The sequence below is a fragment of the Streptomyces sp. NPDC002809 genome (assembly GCF_040295435.1).
In the GTDB taxonomy this organism is placed as follows: domain Bacteria; phylum Actinomycetota; class Actinomycetes; order Streptomycetales; family Streptomycetaceae; genus Streptomyces.
Genome location: NZ_JBEOVJ010000005.1, coordinates 152181 through 170484, shown reverse-complemented (window position 1 = coordinate 170484; position 18304 = coordinate 152181). Strand labels below are relative to the sequence as shown.

At 66.8% G+C, this 18304-nt stretch carries 24 protein-coding genes; 10 read left to right on the top strand and 14 right to left on the bottom strand.

Going from position 1 to position 18304, the window contains the following annotated elements; genetic code table 11:
- Positions 1-5: 5 nt before the first annotated feature.
- From ABT025_RS05480 to ABT025_RS05460, 5 genes are all read left to right on the top strand, one after another.
- Positions 6-1337, top strand: coding sequence for an ATP-binding protein (locus tag ABT025_RS05480; RefSeq protein WP_350990130.1), 1332 nt, complete (start codon positions 6-8; stop codon positions 1335-1337).
- Positions 1334-2458: a tetratricopeptide repeat protein gene (locus ABT025_RS05475; protein WP_350990128.1), complete on the top strand. Its 1125-nt coding sequence runs from the start codon at positions 1334-1336 to the stop codon at positions 2456-2458. Before ABT025_RS05480 ends, ABT025_RS05475 begins: the two co-directional genes overlap by 4 nt.
- Before the next feature lie 47 nt (positions 2459-2505).
- Positions 2506-3132 (top strand): HAD-IA family hydrolase, encoded by a 627-nt coding sequence (locus ABT025_RS05470; protein ID WP_350990126.1) that lies wholly within the window; start codon positions 2506-2508, stop codon positions 3130-3132.
- A 140-nt stretch (positions 3133-3272) separates the two neighbouring features.
- Positions 3273-3482, top strand: coding sequence for a hypothetical protein (locus ABT025_RS05465; RefSeq protein ID WP_350990125.1), 210 nt, complete (start codon positions 3273-3275; stop codon positions 3480-3482).
- Between the two features lie 153 nt (positions 3483-3635).
- Positions 3636-4202: a GNAT family N-acetyltransferase gene (locus tag ABT025_RS05460; RefSeq protein WP_350990123.1), complete on the top strand. Its 567-nt coding sequence runs from the start codon at positions 3636-3638 to the stop codon at positions 4200-4202.
- Between the two features lie 83 nt (positions 4203-4285).
- On the opposite strand, the gene ABT025_RS05455 is transcribed toward ABT025_RS05460, so the two are convergent.
- The gene (locus ABT025_RS05455; RefSeq protein WP_350990121.1) at positions 4286-4789 is read right to left on the bottom strand and encodes a hypothetical protein; all 504 of its coding nucleotides are present in this window, start codon (positions 4787-4789) and stop codon (positions 4286-4288) included.
- Here ABT025_RS05455 and ABT025_RS05450 point away from each other — a divergent pair.
- The gene (locus tag ABT025_RS05450) at positions 4788-5009 is read left to right on the top strand and encodes a hypothetical protein (RefSeq protein WP_350990116.1); all 222 of its coding nucleotides are present in this window, start codon (positions 4788-4790) and stop codon (positions 5007-5009) included. The genes ABT025_RS05455 and ABT025_RS05450 overlap by 2 nt on opposite strands.
- Before the next feature lie 513 nt (positions 5010-5522).
- Positions 5523-6851, top strand: a complete 1329-nt coding sequence (locus ABT025_RS05445; RefSeq protein WP_350990114.1) for a hypothetical protein — start codon at positions 5523-5525, stop codon at positions 6849-6851.
- 431 nt (positions 6852-7282) lie between these two features.
- Here the strand turns inward: ABT025_RS05445 and ABT025_RS05440 are convergent, their stop codons facing one another.
- The 6 genes from ABT025_RS05440 to ABT025_RS05415 all read right to left on the bottom strand — a co-directional run bounded on the left by ABT025_RS05440 (position 7283) and on the right by ABT025_RS05415 (position 10145).
- Entirely contained in the window at positions 7283-7405 is a 123-nt protein-coding gene (locus tag ABT025_RS05440; RefSeq protein WP_350990112.1) for a hypothetical protein, read from the bottom strand.
- Entirely contained in the window at positions 7398-7667 is a 270-nt protein-coding gene (locus ABT025_RS05435) for a hypothetical protein (RefSeq protein WP_350990207.1), read from the bottom strand. Before ABT025_RS05435 ends, ABT025_RS05440 begins: the two co-directional genes overlap by 8 nt.
- 276 nt (positions 7668-7943) lie before the next feature.
- The gene (locus ABT025_RS05430; RefSeq protein WP_350990111.1) at positions 7944-8447 is read right to left on the bottom strand and encodes a GNAT family N-acetyltransferase; all 504 of its coding nucleotides are present in this window, start codon (positions 8445-8447) and stop codon (positions 7944-7946) included.
- Positions 8448-8663: 216 nt separating this feature from the next.
- Positions 8664-9131 carry a hypothetical protein gene (locus ABT025_RS05425; RefSeq protein ID WP_350990109.1) on the bottom strand — a complete coding sequence of 156 codons (468 nt, stop codon included), beginning with the start codon at positions 9129-9131 and terminating at the stop codon, positions 8664-8666.
- 104 nt (positions 9132-9235) lie between these two features.
- Positions 9236-9646, bottom strand: coding sequence for an Imm10 family immunity protein (locus tag ABT025_RS05420; protein ID WP_350990107.1), 411 nt, complete (start codon positions 9644-9646; stop codon positions 9236-9238).
- Between the two features lie 91 nt (positions 9647-9737).
- On the bottom strand, positions 9738-10145 hold the full coding sequence (locus tag ABT025_RS05415; RefSeq protein ID WP_350990105.1) for a hypothetical protein: 408 nt from the start codon (positions 10143-10145) through the stop codon (positions 9738-9740).
- 1012 nt (positions 10146-11157) lie between these two features.
- Between ABT025_RS05415 and ABT025_RS05410 the strand changes: the two genes are divergently transcribed.
- Positions 11158-11406 carry a helix-turn-helix transcriptional regulator gene (locus tag ABT025_RS05410; RefSeq protein ID WP_350990103.1) on the top strand — a complete coding sequence of 83 codons (249 nt, stop codon included), beginning with the start codon at positions 11158-11160 and terminating at the stop codon, positions 11404-11406.
- A gap of 63 nt (positions 11407-11469) precedes the next feature.
- On the opposite strand, the gene ABT025_RS05405 is transcribed toward ABT025_RS05410, so the two are convergent.
- Positions 11470-11661 carry a DUF397 domain-containing protein gene (locus tag ABT025_RS05405; protein ID WP_350990098.1) on the bottom strand — a complete coding sequence of 64 codons (192 nt, stop codon included), beginning with the start codon at positions 11659-11661 and terminating at the stop codon, positions 11470-11472.
- Complete coding sequence (locus ABT025_RS05400; RefSeq protein ID WP_350990096.1) at positions 11658-12506, bottom strand: helix-turn-helix domain-containing protein; 849 nt, start codon at positions 12504-12506, stop codon at positions 11658-11660. Before ABT025_RS05400 ends, ABT025_RS05405 begins: the two co-directional genes overlap by 4 nt.
- Before the next feature lie 196 nt (positions 12507-12702).
- Here ABT025_RS05400 and ABT025_RS05395 point away from each other — a divergent pair, with 196 nt between their 5' ends.
- The gene (locus tag ABT025_RS05395) at positions 12703-13365 is read left to right on the top strand and encodes an ATP-binding protein (protein WP_350990094.1); all 663 of its coding nucleotides are present in this window, start codon (positions 12703-12705) and stop codon (positions 13363-13365) included.
- A gap of 53 nt (positions 13366-13418) precedes the next feature.
- On the opposite strand, the gene ABT025_RS05390 is transcribed toward ABT025_RS05395, so the two are convergent.
- Positions 13419-14171, bottom strand: coding sequence for an HNH endonuclease (locus ABT025_RS05390; RefSeq protein ID WP_350990092.1), 753 nt, complete (start codon positions 14169-14171; stop codon positions 13419-13421).
- A 161-nt stretch (positions 14172-14332) separates the two neighbouring features.
- Here ABT025_RS05390 and ABT025_RS05385 point away from each other — a divergent pair, with 161 nt between their 5' ends.
- The gene (locus ABT025_RS05385) at positions 14333-15469 is read left to right on the top strand and encodes a DNA cytosine methyltransferase (protein ID WP_350990090.1); all 1137 of its coding nucleotides are present in this window, start codon (positions 14333-14335) and stop codon (positions 15467-15469) included.
- Here ABT025_RS05385 and ABT025_RS05380 read toward each other — a convergent pair.
- The 4 genes from ABT025_RS05380 to ABT025_RS05365 all read right to left on the bottom strand — a co-directional run bounded on the left by ABT025_RS05380 (position 15401) and on the right by ABT025_RS05365 (position 18215).
- Positions 15401-15838: a very short patch repair endonuclease gene (locus ABT025_RS05380; RefSeq protein ID WP_350990205.1), complete on the bottom strand. Its 438-nt coding sequence runs from the start codon at positions 15836-15838 to the stop codon at positions 15401-15403. The two genes, ABT025_RS05385 and ABT025_RS05380, sit on opposite strands and share 69 nt — an antisense overlap.
- 42 nt (positions 15839-15880) lie before the next feature.
- The gene (locus ABT025_RS05375) at positions 15881-16822 is read right to left on the bottom strand and encodes a NaeI family type II restriction endonuclease (protein WP_350990088.1); all 942 of its coding nucleotides are present in this window, start codon (positions 16820-16822) and stop codon (positions 15881-15883) included.
- A gap of 281 nt (positions 16823-17103) precedes the next feature.
- Complete coding sequence (locus ABT025_RS05370; protein ID WP_350990086.1) at positions 17104-17619, bottom strand: GNAT family N-acetyltransferase; 516 nt, start codon at positions 17617-17619, stop codon at positions 17104-17106.
- A gap of 182 nt (positions 17620-17801) precedes the next feature.
- On the bottom strand, positions 17802-18215 hold the full coding sequence (locus tag ABT025_RS05365) for a MerR family transcriptional regulator (protein ID WP_350990084.1): 414 nt from the start codon (positions 18213-18215) through the stop codon (positions 17802-17804).
- Between the last annotated feature and the right edge of the window lie 89 nt (positions 18216-18304).

Genomic DNA, 18304 nt, shown 5'->3' with positions numbered 1-18304 from the left:
GGATCATGCCGGATGACTCCCCTCTCATACAGAGTCTGCGTACCGCGGTCGCCGCCGCACCTGCCGATGTACCCCTGCGGCTCCACCTGGCCGAACTCCTGCTGGATGAGGACCGGTCCGAGGCGGCCGTCGCCGAGGCGGCCGTGGCCCTTCAGCACGCGCCGGGCGACGCCCAGGCCCGAGCCCTGATGGCCCGGGCGATGGGTGCACCGGCCCCGGCCCCCGCGTCGGCCCCGGCACCGGCCCCACCTCCGTCCCCGGCCTCACCTCCGTCCCCGTCCCCGGAACAGCTCCCCGCCCCGTCCCCGTCCCCGTCCCCGGAGCAACCTCCGCGCCCGCGCACCGGGTTCGACTGGAAGGCCGCCGAGGACCAGGTCGGGGACGCAGTACCGCCGCGGTTCGCCGAGACGCCGGTCCGCGCGGATGGCCAGGACGACTCCGCGGACGCCGACGCGTGGGACGTGGAGGAGCCCGGCACCGTACGGCTGGCGGACGTCGGCGGCATGCAGGACGTGAAGGACCGCATGGAGGCCGCCTTCCTCGCCCCGCTGCGCAACCCCGAGCTGCGCAAGCTGTACGGCAAGAGCCTGCGCGGCGGGCTGTTGCTGTACGGCCCGCCCGGCTGCGGCAAGACGTTCATCGCGCGGGCGGTGGCCGGTGAACTCGGCGCCGCCTTCCTGTCCGTGTCCGTGAACGACGTGCTCGACATGTGGATCGGCAACTCCGAGCGCAACATGCACGAGGTCTTCGAGACCGCGCGCCGAAAGGCGCCCTGCGTGGTCTTCCTCGACGAGCTGGACGCCCTCGGCGCCAAGCGCAGCCGTACCGCCCACGGCGGCATGCGCAACGTGGTCAACCAGCTGCTCAGCGAGCTGGACGGCATCGACTCGGCTGCGAACGAGGGCGTGTTCGTCCTGGCCGCCACCAACGTGCCCTGGGACGTGGACAACGCCCTGCGCCGGCCCGGCCGCCTCGACAGGACGATCCTCGTCCTTCCGCCCGACGGCCCCGCCCGGGAGGCGATCCTCCGCTACCACCTGCGGGACCGGCCCATCGAGAACGTCGACCTGGGCAAGCTCGTCAAGATCACCGACGGTCTGTCCGGCGCGGACCTGGCTCATGTCTGCGAGTCGGCGGCCGAGCGGGCACTGCTGGACTCGGTGCGCACCGGAACCGTACGGATGATCGGCATGAAGGACCTGGTGGCCGCCGCGAAGGATGTCGCGCCGTCCGCCGAACCGTGGTTCGCCTCCGCGCGCAACGTGGCGATGTTCGCCAACGAGGGCGGCATGTACGACGACCTGGTGGCGTACCTGAAGAAGAGGCGCAAGCTGTGACCACGACCCTGCACCCCGCCGTGGAGCGGGCCGATCTGCTCAACGATCTCAAGCGGTTCGAGGAGGCCAGGGAGCTGCTGGCCAGACGGCTCGCGGAGGACCCCGAGGACATCCGGGCCTGGGTCGAACTCGCCCGGAGCCATGTCGAGGACAAGGAGGACGGCGCGAAGGCGCTGGAGGCGACCGAGCGGGCTCTCGCCCTGAACGCCGAGGACATCGGGGCGCTTCTCATGCATGCGCGCGCCCTCCGCGTGGGAGGCCGTTTCCCGGAGACCGAGGGCGTGCTCCGGGAAGTGATCCGTCTGGCCCCCGACTACTGGTTCGGTTACGCGCGTCTCGCCGACTGGCTGTGGCGCATCCGGGCGGTCCGGTCCGGACAGGGCAACGGCGGCGAGATCCGGCGCGAGGACCTGCAGGCCGCCCTGCGGGAGGCCGACCTCATCGCCCAGGAGGCCATTCGGCTGGGCCCCGAGAAGGTGTACGCCTACGAGGTGGCGTGGCTCATCGCCGACATGTCGGCCGACCGGAGCGTCGCCGACCGGATGGACGAGGCCATCCTCCGGCTCGACCCGCAGCACGAACTCGCCCTGGCGCGACGGACGAAGAAGGCGGCGACCGCCCCCGGCGTCAAGGCGAAGGAGGCCGCCACCCTCTACGCGGACGCACTGGCCACCGCCCCCGGTTCCGCGCCGATGCAGCGCGGCCTGGACGCGGCTTCCTACCGCCTGCTGCGCGGCGTCCGCTGGCTGGCCCTGCTCTGTCTGGCCCTCGCCGCCGTGGGCATCGACCTGTTCGCGACGGACGGGGAGACCCGGCGGGAGCTGCCACTGGTTGTCGGCCAGCGGCTGTGGGACCTCGTCCCCATGGCGGCCATCTGGGCCCTGGGCGCGCTGCTGCGGTACCGGCGCCTGCGCGCCGGCATCCGGGTCAACCTGCACTCGCTCATCCGGCGTTTCACCTGGTCCCGGGTCGTCCTGGGGCAGGCCGCGTGGGCCATGCTCTGTGCGCTGCTGATCACCCAGATCCCCTGGACGGAACGCACGGTCCCGCTGGTGCTCTTCTGGGCCGGCCTCGTGCCGGCGGTGGCGACGATGTGGTTCGACCGGCCGAAGACCCGCTGAGCCGAGCCGCGATCCTCAGAGCGACGGGAGTTCGAAGAATGACAGTGATGACGACGACCGAGCCCTGCGTCGTCCTCGACATCGGCGGCGTGCTGGAGTTCACACCGGAGACGGGGTGGGTGCAACAGTGGGAAACCCGTCAGGGGTTGCCTCCGGGCACGGTGCACGAACGGATGCACGACGTATGGCAGGCCGGCAGTCTCGGGAGCGTCACCGAACGAGACGTCCACGAGCAACTGGCAGCCCGCTTGCGGCTCGACGCGCCCCAGGTCGACGCCTTCATGGCCGGCCTCTGGACGGAATACCTGGGCACCCCCAACGAGGAACTCATCGCGTATGTGCGAGGACTCCACGGAAAGTGCAGGCTGGGCATCCTGAGCAACAGCTTCGTCGGGGCCCGGGAGCGGGAGACTGAGCTGTACCGATTCGACGAACTGGTCGAGCAGATCGTCTACTCCCACGAAATCGGCATCGAGAAGCCGGACCCACGCGCCTTCGAGGCGACCTGCGCCGCCCTGGGGGTGGAGCCGGAGAGCTGCCTCTTCGTCGATGACGTCGCGGTCAATGTGGAGGCCGCCGAAGCGGCGGGTATGCAGGCGCACTTGTTCGAGGACAACGCCCGGACGATCGCGCGCATCGCGGCACATGTGAGCCGGAACGGCAGCAACGACTGACAGGACGCCAGCCCGGGCGAAGTGGCCGAACCCGGTCCTCCGCCCGCTCGCCCGGCCGGGCGCAGCCCGGGCGCACGAGGAGAGTGGCCCTCGGGTTCCGAGCGGCACGACCGAACGGTAGGTTCAGGCCAGGGGGGGGCATGAGCGATCGCGACTGGTACGACGACAGTGAGTACCACGACGCAGTCCAGCGGGCAGAGCGTGCGACGCGGTTCGGCCGGGCGGCGATCGCCGGTACGGCGGGGGCGCTCGGCTGCGCGCTGGTCGCCCTGGCCGTTGTCTGCGTCGCCGCGCTTGTCGCGTTCTTGTACGTCGTGGTGGCAGCGGACTGGCGGGGCGTGTCCGGCTGACCGTCGTGGGAACAGAGAGCGGCAACTCGCGATCCGTCATGCGCTGCCCTCACTGATCCCCGACACGGCGCGGCGGGACAGACACTCGGCACGCGCCGCGCACGATGCGCACGGCCAACAGGGCCGGCGACCGACGAGGAACAGGAAGGTGCCATGGGGTCCATGTGGACGGGCGAGAAGGTACGCCTGCGAGGCGTCGAGCCCGAGGACTGGGAGGGCTTTCGCGACCTGGCCCAGGACACCGTGGACAACCGCAACGCCGACCTGATCACCCCTCCGCGATCCGCCGAGAGCTTCCGTTCGTGGACAGCCGAGCGGGCGGGGCGGGCGCCGGGCGGTGAGGCGTTCCGCCTGGTGGTCGAGGGGCTGGCCGACCGCGCGTTCGCAGGGTCGGTGACCGTCGGAGAGACCGACGGCCGAGCGGGACGGTTCCGTACGGGCATCGAGATCGCCCGCGATCACCGCCGCAAGGGATACGCGGCCGAGGCGACCCGACTCGTCCTCACCTACATGTTCGCCGAACAGCGCCACAACAAGTGCGAGGTCGAGGTCTACGCCTTCAACGAGGCCTCCCTCGCCCTCCACCTCGGGCTGGGCTTCGTCGAGGAGGGGAGGCTTCGCCAACACGAGTTCTTCGCCGGCAGCTACCACGACGTGGTGCTGCTCGGCATCACCGCCGACGAGCACTGGGCGACGCACCCGCGCCCGTCGGTACGGTGATCCGCGGACGACAGGGCCGCGGGAACACCGCCGTTCAGCTCACCGACCGACGACGTCCGGGCCCCCTGGGCCCTGCGGGTGCCTCAGTAGTGCCACCGGTTCGCGCTTGCTTCGTAGCCACACGTGATCCTTCGCCCGGCCGCGTCCGTGGTCGTCGCCCCGACGTCGGCCTTCCGGCAGAACTGTCCGGCGCGGTAGCAGTTGCCGGCATTGGACCGGATGCTGCAAACCTGCGTCGTGTCGGAACTGCCGCCCGCCGACGTACCTCCGCCCGAGCTGCCGCTGCCACTACCGCTGTCCCCGCCGGACGAGGACGACCCGCCGCTGGTGGACGTACCGGTGGACGAGGCGCGCGGTGGGTGCGCGCATGACTCGTTCGCCTCCACGATCTCGAACGCGAGCTTCGTCGCCGTGCTGTACGTGCCGGCTGACGGCTTCTGCGTGCACACCTTCCAGTTGGAGGTGTGCACCACGGAACGTCCCAGTTCGCTCGCGTCAACGTACGAGACCGACTTGACGTGGTGTCCGCGAGCTTCTGCCACGGCCTTCTGGAGGTTCCACCCGGAGTAGTCGCTCACCGTCTCCATGACGACAGGCTTCTTCGAGGGAGTGGCGGAGGGAGATGCCGAAGCGGTGGCGGGAGGGGCGGACGGCGAAGCAGACGTGCCGGCCGAAGCGGAAACGGACGCCGAAGCGGAGACCGACGAGGCGACCGACGCGGAGTCCGAAGCCGTGTCCTCGTTCCCGCCGGAGCACGCCGAGATGCCGAGGGAGAGGGCCATGAGCCCGACGACCAGGGCTCCGTAAGCCCGGCGCGCTTTCCCCCTGCCCCGCATGTCCTTGGCGCCGTTGGATATGGAAGACCTCGGCGCATTGCGAAGAGACATGCGACCCCCTGGTTCTTGTTCTCGATCACTGCTGTTCGCCCCGCACCGGCATGCGGTGGGGCGCCGTGGATACGGGCCGCCTCTGAGGTGTGACCACTTGGAGTGCCGGACCGGTGAGAGCCGAGCCTAGGCCGGTTGTGAGGATTCTGTGTAGCTGATCTCGATATTTCGTGATGACGTTTTGGCTTCTCCGGTGCTCCAGGTGTCAGCCCCTGCAGGAGGGGCGGTGCCGTGCCGCACGACGGCCCGGCCCCACCGACCCACGGGAGCCAGCTGGACCGTGCCGGACCGGACGGACGGACCGGATCGGACCGGACTGGACCGGACGGATCGGACCGGACAGGACGGTCCGCTGGTCGTTCCGTGACCGAATCGGTCGTCATTCGTGCTCCCCGCCGGCAGCGTGCCGGTACAGGGTGGTGCAGGGGTTCTGATGCGACGCAGGCTGCTGGGTCTTCTGGTACTTCTTCCTCTGTTGGCCGGTTGCTTCGCGCCGTCGCCGCCGCGGATCGAGGCGCACGAGGGCATCGAAGAGGCGTTCCGGGTGCCGTTGCCGGTGCCGACGGACGCCTCGGGCGGTTGGACGCTGGTGAACCGTCGCCTGGGGATCATCGGCCAGGACAGGGTGGCGGCGAAGATCGACGAGGACGGGAAGGTTCTCTGGCGTACGACGCTGCCGGCTGAGTTCGCACTCACCGGACGGGCGGGGCGGCCGCAGGCCGTCGCCACCCCGTCCAGCAGCGGGATCACGCTCGTCGGCGCAGCTTCGTCCGGCCGCTTGCCGCCCCTGGCGACACTCGATTCCGTCACCGGCAGCGTCACGAAGCTCGCCGCGCCTTCGGTCCGTCCCCCCGGGAAGTTGCGGTTCGTCACAGTCATCTCGACAACAGCGAACCCAGGGCAGGCGGTGGCCGCTACATGCCTGCCCGGGGCCACATGCACGGTGACCGCCTGGGACACCTCCACCGGCCTGGTCCTGTGGAAGCACCGCACCCGCGGCCCGGCCGTCTTCGCCGACCCCTGCAACCAGGAGGGGGAGCGGGACGGTGTGGCCGGCCGCTGGGCGTGCGATCCGCTGACCTTCGTCGCCGACGGCCGCCTCGTGCTCCTGCGGCGCGGTGAGGACCGGCTCCGCTCAAGGCCCGTCGACCTGCCCCGAGGTGACATCGGGCAGGTGATCCCCACCCTCTACCGCGTCCTCGTGATGACGGCCCCGCACGGGCCCGGCTGCCGGGCCCAGGCGGCTGCGTACGATCTCACGACCGAGTCGCCCACCCCGGTCTGGCGGCGCAACTTCACCTGGGACCAGCCCCAGGCGGCCCTCCATGAAGGCTGCCGCAGGGATCCGTCGATCCCGCTCCTCATGGCCTACCGACTGACCCTGCCGGACGCGGCGGGCGCCCTGGTCGGTAGCTACTACGACGGCAAGTTTCCGTTGCGTCTGAAGCCCGGCGAGTATCCCGTGGCCGACGCCGGCCGCGTGTTCGCCTGTCGCGGAGACGGCAGTTACCGCGACCCGAAGCCCATGCCGTCTCAGATCCGCCAACGTCACCCGAAGGAACTGGGCTCTACGGCGCGGGAGTTGGGGCAGGGAGCCTGGTACGTCCCCGGGAGAGGCCGGAAGGGCGAGATCATCGCCGTCGACGTCTACGGCGAGATCACCTGGAGGCGTGCCACCAACGGGACGCCGTTCTTCCTCACGGACAACCGCCTTGTATATGCGTACGGTTCGAACCTCATCGCGATCCGCGCCTCCGACTGAGCTCCCCCGGTTCCCGGTACGGCTCGCGCGCTGAAGGAGAACGTTCCTCTTGCTCGATTCGTCGACTATTGAGTACGCGGTATTCCCGAAGGGCAGGACTGCGGCGGAGGAGGATGCCGTCGTGGTTGGTGGAGCGGATGCCGACCGTGACCGGCCTACCCCACCATCCGAGGAATGACCGTCAGCCCACGTGAAAGGCCCCGTTTCTGCCGCGGCAGAAACGGGGCCTTTCACATGGAGCGCTGGGCAGGCCTTGCACCTGCATCTCCCCGCAGGAAGCGGGGCGTCTTTCCTTGGACGACCAACGCACAGGCAACCGCCCCGTCGAAACGGAACGCGCCCTCAAGATCAACTATAGCCCAGGTCTCCGATCGTGGAGCCTGAGCCTGCCGGGGAGGCGAGGACGCCACGACCGCAGGCGGCGCAGTCGGTCACCATCGCGTGTACGAGAGCTGCGGGAGCCTCTCCCCGAAGTGCGCGGGGCGACCGAAGTCCTCGGAGTAGTCGTCGAGCCCGAGGCGCAGACCCGGGCCGTCGGTCTGTGGGCTAAGCATCGGGAAGGTCTGCCTTGGCCGCAGCGGCTGTCCTGCGGGGGATGACGACGATCCGTTCGTCCGGGGCGACGACGAGCCCCGGGGGAAGGCTGGGCAGATAGGAATCGGTGAGGTCGCGGCCAACGACGGCGATGTCCCCGTTCTCCAGTTCCCAGATGTCCGGGCATCCCTGCTCGCCGCCCGTGGTCCCGAGCTCGGAGGGGGATTTGCCCAAGCGGCGCACCAGCGACGAAGAAGGATCGGCTTCCCAGCCCCGAATCATCACGGTTCTCCATTCAGTCCCCCCGAAGGTAACCGAGCTCACACCTGGCGCAATGTCGGGCAGCGGCTTCCGGCCACCCGAACGCGACGGCTGATCCCCCTGCACGTACGGGACAGCCAGGCGGATCACGGTGGAGTCGCCCGACCCTTCGTGCCGTCGCCTGCGACTACGAGGGGGTGGTACCCGGCCGCAGCCAACCGGTGCCGTGCAAGGCGGACCGGGCCGGGGCCGACATCCACACTCACTACGCGAACCTCTCGGCACGACAGAAGCTACTTACGCGTCGGAGTGCTCCGGCAGGGTGAGCCAGTCCGACCAGGAGATCTCTCGGCCGAGGAAGCGCGGCTGCTCGAACGGCCAGTCAGCGGCGATCCACTGCGGCACCAGCTCATCGAGGGCCCGCTCGACCTTGCTGTCCACCAGCTCGTCCACCACCCACCAGCAGATCTCGCCGTCCGCGCCGGCCCTCTCCGGTGGATCGATGTAGACGCAGCCGAGCAGAGCTGTCTCCGCCGCGTCGAACAGCGCGTAGTTGAAGGACTGGTGTGCGGCGATCTCCTTCTCGTGCCGCAGCAGGTCGGCCTGGTCGGCCTCATAAGTCATGGTGGCCGCAGGCCAGCCCCAGGCTGGGCCGAAGATGGTCCACAGCCGCTCGCGCGAACCCATCACAGCCGGATAGTCGAGCGGGGTGTCCGCCTCCCGGATCGGCCGCAGGTGATGACCACTGCCCGGCAGCGGTACCAGGACTGGATGGACGAAGTTATCGGGGAGCCAGCTCATAGCGCCCGACCGTAGCAGCGTGCGGCCTTCCGTTCCTCTGGGTTTTGCTCGCATACCGCCGGGACCGGCTCTCATGCCGGGCAGTACCCGCGATCAGCCGATCGAGACTCCCGTTCGATCGACTGACTCCATGATCGGTATGGCAACGGCTTCTGAAGTCGAGCTCTGAGGACGGCCGGAAACCGGGCAAAATCAGGAGTTGTGGATGAGCCGACTTCAGCTCTCGCTGCGGTGCTTGAGCCCGATTCTCGCTGTGTTGCGAATCCGCTTGGTGCGGCCGTCTTCGGCGAGGATTTTGACGGCTTCGGTGTTCGTCCCGGCGGCGGTCTTGAGCTGGAGCCAGTTGGAAGACGCGAGCAGGTTTGCCGGCTGCCAGGGCAGCTTGAGTGTGATTGCGCGGAACAGTGACCACTCCCGCACGCGCTGAGCCAGGAAGGGGTGGTCGATCGTGGCCGGGGTCAACCTCTGCGCCCACCCCTCGTAGGCGGGACCGCTGAAGAAGCCGGCGGCTCTACGATCCAGATGCCGCAGTACAGCAGACCGGGCCATCGGCAGGTCCGGATCAGTGAGTACGCGGCTGACCAGGTCAACCTCGTTCGCGTCGGCAACGTGTCCCAGCTTGTCGACATAGGCCGCGAAGCGTACGTGCTCGTCCGGGCTCTGCAGGTCGTCGTGGACGTTCATGCGGCTTGCTCCTCGCGATGGACCGGGACGCTGTTCTCGAATCGTGCGCCGGCGCGGACCAGGGATCCTGAGCACTGCCCGGCGCACGACGCTCGGTCGGCCGGTCAGATGTCTGCTTGGACAGGCACAGCATCCGTACGACCGTAGCCGAGCACCTGGGCAAGGGCTTCACGGAAGGGGGCGATGTCCTCGGACGGTGCTTCGATGGCGGCCTCGATCTCGCTGTCGGTCAACCGAAGGTCGTCCAGAGCTTCCGGATCGAGGGAGAGGCGGAGGATATTGCCTGTCAGAACAGCCTTGCGCACACAGCCATATGCGGTGCCTTGCCGAGCAGTGACCAGGCAGTGCGTGTCCATCCCCAGGCCGACCTCTTGGTCATCCGGCTCCTCCTCGCCCGCCATGAACATCAGGATGAAGCCGCTTCCGTCCTCGCCCTCGGCAAGGGCGGCTTCGGTGAAGTAGCCGGCAGGGTCGATCGCGGTGGTGGCCGCGCGGGCGGTGAATCGGAACGTCATGACCGGGTTCTATCAGCACTCCGTGCCCAGCATGAGACGTGTACGGGGTGGTGCTTCATCACAGATCGTGTGATTTCACGACGCGGCCGTCTCACCGCCCTTCCCGATCCTCCGAGGCGCGCTTGACCGCATAGCAGCAAAGACGGGTGCCGTAGAGGTCCAGGGCGTCGTCGGGGCCCGTGGCGTAGTGGTCGGCGATCTCCGCCCAGCGGTCCCAGCCGTAGAGGCGGGCGTGGCGGCGGTCGTCGTCGGTGCGTTGCGGTTCGCGGAGCTCCGTCGCCGTGGCGCGTTGCCGCAGCCATGCCTGCCATGCGGAATTCCCGGTGGGCTCGGCGGCGTGCGGGTGGGCATCGACCGACAGGTCTTCGTTCGGAGCGTCAGTCATCCGGTTACGGAGTTGCGCGGTGATGTACGCGGCGGGACTTGCCGGGCGCCAGGTGAGCCACCAGGACGTCAGCTCGGCGGCGATGTCGTGAGCATCGAGGCCTTGGTCGATCAACGGCCGTAGTGCGTAAGCGAGTCTACGTAACCCTTCGCCCTGGGCCCAAGGGATGTGCGGGCGGACCCGAGCGGCGATCCGGATGTCGGCGGCGACCCGTAGCGGGCTCCTCGGCGTCGAGGTTCTGGGGCGGGAGGAGGGCCGTGACCTCGCGCGCCTGCGCGGGGTGTCTGTACACCTCTCGTCTGCCTCAGCTACAGGTTTGCGGGGGCGGGCAGCGAGAGATTGGGGCTCACGCACCCGACCGCGAGAACCGTCCGCCGCTGAGGTGAGCACGGGCGGCACAGACACCCCGACAACCCGGGCCCGGAACCCCTGACCCTCGAGCCGGTTACCGTGCGCCCTGTCGTAGACGTACGGGATGGTGGCCGCGTAGATCGTTGCCGTACCCGAGTACGGACGTCCCGGAAGCCGCAGATTGCGTCGCGACCCATGCCGCACCCAGGCCAACGCCCCCAACTCCCGCAGATATCCGACGTGTCGCTTTACCGTCGCCCTCGACAGAGCGCAGCGGGCGGCCGTCCCGTCGAGGTCGTACAGAACGGTGCCCGCGGTGTAATCCATCCGCCCGGCCAGGTCCCGCGCGATGCGTAACGTCGCCTCCCCGGCCCTCGGATGAAGCCCGGCCTCCTCGACCAGCCACACCACAGCACGCAACCACGCCCGGGGCTGCGCATGCCGGGCGGCGGTCGTGGACGCCTCCTGGAACGGGCCAGGGACGGGCTGCCAATTCGGGTCCGGGCATGACTGAGAGACGCGGCACGGGGCCGCGTCGAGAACACGGCGCATCACAATCCAGGGAGTGGTGAGAGGGGCAGTCCACGGCAGGAGCGCCGGGTGCATGACGGGAGGTTCGACAGAAGGGCGTTACACGTTCGGCTTCAGCGCAGGAATGACCTCGTGACAAGGTCAAATATGTGGCCGGTCAGGGAGATGAGACAGGAGTGACGCCTCTGTCCTCCTGCGACCTCTCGGTATCTTTGCGTGCACGACGCGGAGGCAAGGGAGACGCATGGACAGCCCATCCGAGCGGTTGCTCGACACCGGGGGCGTCGCGGAGATCGCGGGGATCACGGCAGCCACTGTCCGCCTGTACCTCAAGCGCACCCGCAGGCGAGTGACCGACGGTCTTCGCCTCAGGCCGGCGGATTTCCCTCTCCCCGACGATCAGTTCGGCCGCTCGCCCGCCTGGCGGGAGAGCGCCATCAGGGAATGGCTCGCCGTTCGGCCGGGGCGGGGGCGCGCGACTCCGGGCGTGTAGAGGAGTCGCGGCGGGCTACGGCTCGGTCGGACCGGGCGGGGCTCTGACCCAGGACGGAACAGCTCATCCGCGCCTCAGCGACGTCACGAACGCCGACCAGGAACTGCGGGCCACGGATATGTGAGGTCCTCCTCGTTCCTTCGAATCCCGCACGCCGACCGAGTCGTGCAGCTCAGCCACTTCGACGCACTCGCCCCCCGTACCGTTGCTGTAACTGCTCTTACGCCACTGGGGGAGGGGCGGGGATTGCGTCATCGGTCATGCTCCTTCTGGATCGCACGCATCAACGAGGCCGATCGTTCAGGGCTGAGGGCCAGGGCCCTGAGATGGTCGAACGCCTTGGTGTACAGGCTGACATCCGATGCAGCCTCCAGGTAGACCGAGTCGGTCAGGCCCTCTCGGTAGACGACGTCCGGGTCCTCCTGCTCGGGAAATCCCAGGATGGTGAACGGGCCCGTCGCAGGATAGGCGCCGGCGTCGAAGGGCAGGACCTGCACGGTTACGTTGCGCAGGGCTGTCGTGCCCAGAACATGGCCGATCTGTGCGGCCATGGTGGAGCGGCTGCCCACGACGTGCCTGAGGACACTCTCGTGGATCACCGTCCAAAGGTCGGGTGAGGGGGCGGTGGTGAGTAGCTGCTGCCTGCGCATGCGCACTTCGACGAGGTTGCCGATCTCGTCCTCGGAGTGGTCGGCGGAGGCTCTGCTCAGCTCTGCCGCGTACTCAGGCGTCTGGAGCAGACCGGGGACGAACTCGCCCTGATAGCTGCGCAGGTCGGACGCTGCCTGTTCAAGACCCACGTAGACGGAGAACCAGGCCGGGACCGCATCGCCGTGGCCGTGCCACCAGCCCTTGGTCTTCGACTCCTTGGCGAACGACTTGAGCAGGTCGCGGAGTTCTGTCGTCGTCCCGTAGAAGCGGCAGAGCGCGTCGATGTCTGAAGGTTGCACGCGGCCGAGGCCCGTCTCCAGCCGGTTGACCTTCGATCCGCTCCAATCGAGCTCCTTGCCGACATCGTTGCAGGTGAGACCGCTCTCTTCGCGGAGCTTCTTCAGCTCGATGGCCAGGCGGCGCCGACGCGCTGTGGGGGAACCGGACACTTCAACTCTCCTTGTTCCAGTGAGGGTTCCATCTCATCCCGAACCGGCTCCGGGTGTCATCACTCGTACGAGCGAATCTCTTCGTGCACATTGCACCGCGGGATTTCAAGGCGACATTCTTGGCATGAAGCAACCGTGAGTCACGCTCCATCGCGAAGGGTGATGGACGTGCTCGCTCGGTGGGAGGTGTCGGCTCGTGGTGAGTGGAACCGGAATCGGAGCTTGCATGATGCGAAAGCCCTGGGAGCTGCCGTTCCTGGCGGAGTCCGCTGAGGTGGCCGGTCTGAGGCGCGTAGTGCGGCGGCATCTGCGGCTGTGGGGTCTCTCGGATGTGGTGGACGCTGCCGAGATCTGTGTCAGCGAGCTCGCGGCGAACGTCATCAGGCACGTCGGCGAAGGAACGCCGGTGACACTCGTTGTCGAGATGAACGGCACTCATCTTCGGGTTGCGATTCGGGACCCGGACACACGCGCACTTCCGACGCTTGTGCACGCGGGGCCGGACGACGAGTCGGGGCGCGGCATGTCGTTGCTGAATGCTGTGTCGGACCGGTGGGGCGTCATCCTCGGTGCCGAGTCGAAGCTGGTCTGGTGCGATCTCGCCACGTCGCTCGCCACCCCGGACGGTCATGTCGACGACCGTCGGGTTGCCAAGGGAGAGGCGTGTTTGAGGCTCTACTCGGGCGCCGACGGCGACGAAGGCGGGCGGGCGAGTGTGGCTGTCATGGAAGAGGCGGCGATCAGGCTGATCACCGACCTCCTCCGTTGGCTACGCGTTCACGGCTCCGACGTGGACGAGGCACTTGACCGGGCCCAGAGCCGCTTCGAGGGGGAGACCGGCGCGGCCTTGTGGCGATGAGCTGGAGTACACGAACTATGGGGGAATTGTGCTGGTTGCATCCTGGAGGGGGGCTACCTGGCGCAGTCTCCTCCCGCCGAAAGTTCGATTTCAGTGCGCAGGGACGCCGGCGTTCGCCATGTCGTGCCGCGATGGCCTCTGTGGCACATGCGGTGGCAGTTGGCGCAGAGGAAGGCTAGGTCCTCTAGCGCGGTCTCGCGAGGGCCTGAGAGGTGAAGGGGAAGCACATGGTGCACCTCGATGTACCCGTCGCCGAGGGCTCCGTACCGATGGCCGAAGTTGAACGCACACACTGAGCACTGAAGCGGGTGTCCGAGCCTGATTGCCTGGGCGATCTTACGTCGGCGGAGTGCCGGATTCCGCTCGCGAAACGTTGCCCAGCGGGTCAGGAGACGCCCCTCGGCGGCCGGGACTCCGTCCTCGTCCACCTCGCCGGGTTGTTCAGGGATGAGTGCGATCGCGCCGGAGGATATTCCGCTCTCGATGGCCTGGGCGGCGAGCAGCATTTCGGCCTCGCGTTCCATGAAGGCTTCGGTGACGAGCCTGGTCAGCCGACCCCCTCGGGTGGCGGGGCCGGCGTAATCGCGGCGGCTTGTGATCAAATCCGCGCTCTTGCGGCTGACGCTGGCGACAGACCGAAACTCGGGCACGTCGCGAGCCGCGGCTCCGTGGATGGGCAAGGCCTGGAGGAGTTCAGCGAGGTCGTGTGTGGACTGCTGGTAGGCCCTGAGCTGGCGCCAGTCGTTACTTACGACACGCGAGCAGATCAGCAGCAACTCGTCCCAGGTCCAAGAGGGGCTGCGCATAGGCAATATCGTATGTGTGTTCGTGACGGTGCGAGTGGTGTCTGGCGTGAGCCGACTTGTGCCGCACACTGGAGGACGGTCGTGATGTCAGTAGGGTCTGTCACCCTCTGTGAGGGCGGAGTGCGAAGAGTATCCGCCAGGCGAGTTCGTAAGGAGGGTGTGTGACCAGCACTGAGAGCAAGTTCACCTCGGTGGAGATCTGCGCTGGGGCGGGGGGCCAGGCGCTAGGCCTGGAGCGCGCCGGCTTCGATCATGCGCTGCTGATCGAGATGGATAAGAGTGCGTGCGAGACTCTTCGTTATAACCGCCCGTCGTGGGAGGTGCACGAGGGGGATCTCAGGGAATATGTCGAGAGCGGGGAGGCGGTGGCTCTCGCCGGCAAGACCAAGATTGACCTGTTGGCCGGGGGTGTGCCCTGCCCGCCTTTTTCCTTGGCGGGCAAGCAGCTCGGCCGAGAGGACGACAGGGATCTCTTCCCGACCATGATCCGCCTGGCGGGTCAGCTGGACCCCTCGGCCATCATGATCGAGAACGTCCGCGGGCTGATGCAGTCGAAGTTCGATGGGTACCGCGAGGAGATCATCTCCGAGCTTCGCGAGCTGGGATACGAGTGCGACTGGCGAGAGCTGCAGGCTGGAGATTTCGGCGTCTCGCAACTGCGGCCAAGGAGCATCCTCGTAGCGATGAAGCCGAAGTACTGGAAGTACTTCGATGTGGACAACTGGTACAGGCCTCCCGCTGGCCAGGAGCCGGCGCTATCCGTCGGTGAGCTCCTCTCGGATTCTATGAGCGATCGCGGGCTGAAAGGGAAAGCTTTCGACGACTGGTTCAAGAAGGCGTCGAGCGGTATTGCCCCAACCCTTGTTGGTGGTTCCAAGAAGCACGGTGGTGCTGATCTCGGGCCAACGCGGGCAAAGAAGGCATGGGCTGATCTTGGGGTTTGCGGCCTCGGTGTAGCTGATGAGCCGGACGAGGAGACGGGATCGACTAAGAACCCCAGTCGGGATCTCGGTACCGGTACGAAGAACGGCCCCATGCTCACGGTTCCTCAGGCAGCTATGATCCAAGGATTTAACCCAGAGCCAGAAGAAAAACAATGGGAATTCATGGGCCGCAAGACAGCTGCGTATCGGCAAGTGGGAAATGCTTTCCCTCCGCCCGTAGCTAAGGCAGTCGGTGTGCAAATCAAGAAGGCGCTTTCCGCACATCGAGTGCAGACGGATTCTCTCTCAGTTATTCCCGCTCCGGCTGAGCCTGCTCAAGACGAGGGAGATTTCGTCAGCACACGCCAATGGTGACTCGTGCTCCCAAAAGCGGAGAACGGTCCAGCCCGCAGCGGTTAGCTGATTATTTGTGTCGCGGTCGCGAGCCATGTTCCGGGCTACCTTTTCAGACCAGTAACCGGGATTGGTCTTGGGTGGGACGTAGTGTGCGGGGCAACCGTGCCAGTAGCACCCGTCGATGAATACGGCGACCTTCGCCGGACGGAAGACCATGTCGGCCGTCCGGCGAAGGCCTGGCAAGGGCTTCGCTGCCACCCGGTAGCGGAGCCCTTTCGCGTGCACCAGGCTGCGAATCAGCTTTTCTGGTCTCGTGTCACGACTTCGGATCGCCTGCATGTTGCGGCGCCGTGCGGCCGATGAAGCCCAGGAATCCTTTGGTGGAATCCAGTCCTCTTCGGTACTCACCGTGACCACCCTTCGCTATTACTATTCTGATGAATTCTTCTTCGTCTCAGGGAGAATAGGTGCCTCTTGTGATTCTTCGTCTGAATCGGCAATTACCCAGTAGCGGCCATCCATGCGTGTGCGAACGCGATCGCCATGCTTTGGTCCGGCCTCCACGACTCGCGCGCTGACGAACTCGCCCTTCCGGGGGACAGGAAGCTCTAGCTGGGCGGCAGCGGCCTGATGGTTCGGGTAGTCGCCGAAAATCAGGATTCCTTCCTTGCGGAGTGCAGTCCGTGCGCCACCGTTATAGCGGACTCGCTTCATGTAATCTTTCTGCTGGGCGAGAGTGCGAACGACGGTTCGGTTGATGCGTCTCTGCTGAACCCTTCGAAATAGCTCGGAAACTTTTGCTTGCCCCGGGCTTCTGCGGGAGGCGGACCCTGCTTCCAGGATGAATTGGAGGGAGTCCGGCTCAATGTGCAACAAGAGGTTCTCTTCTAGTGCCTCATCTTCCCAGATCCAATGTACCAATGAGTGATGCTCCTTGGTCAGACGGAACTTGCCGTCGCGGTTTCCCTTCTTGGTGATCTTTCCGCTGGTTGTGAGTTTTTCGCGGTCGGCGCGCAACAGGCCGACACTCCATTTCCCTTTGTGGTCGTCGGCCCAGACCACCAGGCAGATTTCGCCGAGTGCCTCAGGGGGAATCATCCATTGATAATTCCTCTGCGAGAACTTGCAATCGACCTCGATGCCCTCGATGAGGTAATCCATATCGTGGCCACTACTGAAGCCAAATTCATGTAGTAGGTTGATTTCGATAAGAGTGCCGGCGTGCGTTTTCTCGGTCTTATGCAGTTCGTTCCAGTCGAAACGTCCGGTGTGCTCGCCGTCTAGTAGTTGATCGATGGTGGCGCGGAGTACTTTCGCAAATCGTTCTCCTTTTGGGTCGAGTTTAAGGATATGCTCCCGAATGGTCACCATTTCGGTATTGTCGCCTCCCGGCGAAGTCGACGAGATGGCCTTCGCGGCTGAAGAGTCCTGAGGGAACAGGGGGAGCAAGGGGAAGCACCTCTTTTGGTGTTGATCAGTTACAATGATATTTTTTCGGTGGGTAATTGGGCAAGATATGTGCATGGTGCATAGTCAGGAAGGCGCCGTGAAGCTCACGAGGAACCGGCGGAGAGACGTCCGGGGCCATGTGTCCAGTGCGGTCGCGGTCATCCGCGCGTTGGGCGATCGGCTCGACCCGAGTGCTACGCAGCCTAGACCGCATCACTGACATGTTCCTGGCCGCCCAGTTCCCGCACGTACCCGACCCCCCGCTTCCCACCCAGCAGCAGTTCCTCGCCCGTCGGGACGAATCCCGTCCGTGTCAGGACCGACCGTGAGGCTGTGTTGGTGAGCGTGGCACCCGCGCGCAGCTTCGTCAGGGCGTACGTCGTGGTGCAGAGCGTGAAGAGATCCCGGACGGTCGTCGTGGCCAGGCCCCGGCCTGTGGCCTTTTCGGCCAGGCGGAAGCCCAGTTCCGCCGCGCTGTCCGCCACGTCCACCAGGTTGAACCGGCCCAGGATCTCGCTACCGTCCTCCGCCACCAGCACGTGGAAGTGGCAGGCGCCGGTTGCCTGTTCGGCCAGGCGCTCCGCGTGGCGGGCTGCGAAGTGGGTGAAGTAGTCGTCGCCGCGGTCCGGTACGGAGGCGGCGAAGAAGGCGCGGTTCTCCTGCTCGAACGCGAGGAGGGCCGGGGCATGCTCGGCTCGCAGGCGCTGGAGTTCGGGCATGGCGGCAGGGTAGGCAAGCAGGGCGTCCGAAGGCATCGGGGATTCGGCGGAGGCGGAGGACGACAGCAACGGGGCGGCGTCGAGGCCGGTTTCTCGGGCTTCTGGTACTGGCCGCCGATCCACGGGATGGCGGTGGCCGGCCGACTCACAGCATCCCGGATCGGAACCGGGGGTTTCCGACATCAGGTGAACTCCGCCCGGCGGTCGGTCCCGACTGCGTCGGACGGTTCGTCGCCGCGTTGTCGTAGGGCGGCGTTGAGCAGGGTGTCGAGCGCCTGTTGGGACGACTGGAGCTGCGCGATCGCCTCGGTGGCGCGACGGCTCTCTCGTTGCAGGTGCGTGATCATGCCGGGGCAGGCCGACGGTATGAGTCGCTCATCCTCGTCGTGGACGCAGTGCAGCAGCTGGGCGATGACCGTGGTGGGCAGTCCGGCGGCCAGCAGGGTGCGGATGTGGCGCACAGCGGCGACGTCCGAATCGGAGTACTCGCGATAGCCGTTGCTCAGTCGCACCGGCTGGAGCAGCCCCTGCTCCTCGTAGTAGCGCAGTAACCGTGGGCTGACCCCTGTGGTGTCAGCCAGGGCACCGATCCGCATACGGATCCCTCGCTTCGAGGTTGACCTTCACATCGATGTCACACCTTAGCGTTCTGGCTGACAGCCACTATTCCAGTGAGGGAGCCGGT

Excerpts from the sequence above, each read along its gene's own strand:
- ABT025_RS05420 (WP_350990107.1), bottom strand. The coding sequence starts at position 9,646 with ATGACGTTCCGATTCACCGCCCGCGCGGCCACCACCGCGATCGACCCT.
- ABT025_RS05440 (WP_350990112.1), bottom strand. The coding sequence starts at position 7,405 with ATGCTTAGCCCACAGACCGACGGCCCGGGTCTGCGCCTCGGGCTCGAC.
- ABT025_RS05460 (WP_350990123.1), top strand. The coding sequence starts at position 3,636 with ATGGGGTCCATGTGGACGGGCGAGAAGGTACGCCTGCGAGGCGTCGAG.
- ABT025_RS05455 (WP_350990121.1), bottom strand. The coding sequence starts at position 4,789 with ATGGAGACGGTGAGCGACTACTCCGGGTGGAACCTCCAGAAGGCCGTG.
- ABT025_RS05470 (WP_350990126.1), top strand. The coding sequence starts at position 2,506 with ATGACGACGACCGAGCCCTGCGTCGTCCTCGACATCGGCGGCGTGCTG.
- ABT025_RS05390 (WP_350990092.1), bottom strand. The coding sequence starts at position 14,171 with ATGCGCAGCCCCTCTTGGACCTGGGACGAGTTGCTGCTGATCTGCTCG.
- ABT025_RS05450 (WP_350990116.1), top strand. The coding sequence starts at position 4,788 with ATGACGACAGGCTTCTTCGAGGGAGTGGCGGAGGGAGATGCCGAAGCG.
- ABT025_RS05435 (WP_350990207.1), bottom strand. The coding sequence starts at position 7,667 with ATGATTCGGGGCTGGGAAGCCGATCCTTCTTCGTCGCTGGTGCGCCGC.
- ABT025_RS05405 (WP_350990098.1), bottom strand. The coding sequence starts at position 11,661 with ATGACGCAATCCCCGCCCCTCCCCCAGTGGCGTAAGAGCAGTTACAGC.
- ABT025_RS05465 (WP_350990125.1), top strand. The coding sequence starts at position 3,273 with ATGAGCGATCGCGACTGGTACGACGACAGTGAGTACCACGACGCAGTC.
- ABT025_RS05480 (WP_350990130.1), top strand. The coding sequence starts at position 6 with ATGCCGGATGACTCCCCTCTCATACAGAGTCTGCGTACCGCGGTCGCC.
- ABT025_RS05410 (WP_350990103.1), top strand. The coding sequence starts at position 11,158 with ATGGACAGCCCATCCGAGCGGTTGCTCGACACCGGGGGCGTCGCGGAG.
- ABT025_RS05370 (WP_350990086.1), bottom strand. The coding sequence starts at position 17,619 with ATGCCCGAACTCCAGCGCCTGCGAGCCGAGCATGCCCCGGCCCTCCTC.
- ABT025_RS05445 (WP_350990114.1), top strand. The coding sequence starts at position 5,523 with ATGCGACGCAGGCTGCTGGGTCTTCTGGTACTTCTTCCTCTGTTGGCC.
- ABT025_RS05365 (WP_350990084.1), bottom strand. The coding sequence starts at position 18,215 with ATGCGGATCGGTGCCCTGGCTGACACCACAGGGGTCAGCCCACGGTTA.
- ABT025_RS05375 (WP_350990088.1), bottom strand. The coding sequence starts at position 16,822 with ATGGTGACCATTCGGGAGCATATCCTTAAACTCGACCCAAAAGGAGAA.
- ABT025_RS05425 (WP_350990109.1), bottom strand. The coding sequence starts at position 9,131 with ATGAACGTCCACGACGACCTGCAGAGCCCGGACGAGCACGTACGCTTC.
- ABT025_RS05430 (WP_350990111.1), bottom strand. The coding sequence starts at position 8,447 with ATGAGCTGGCTCCCCGATAACTTCGTCCATCCAGTCCTGGTACCGCTG.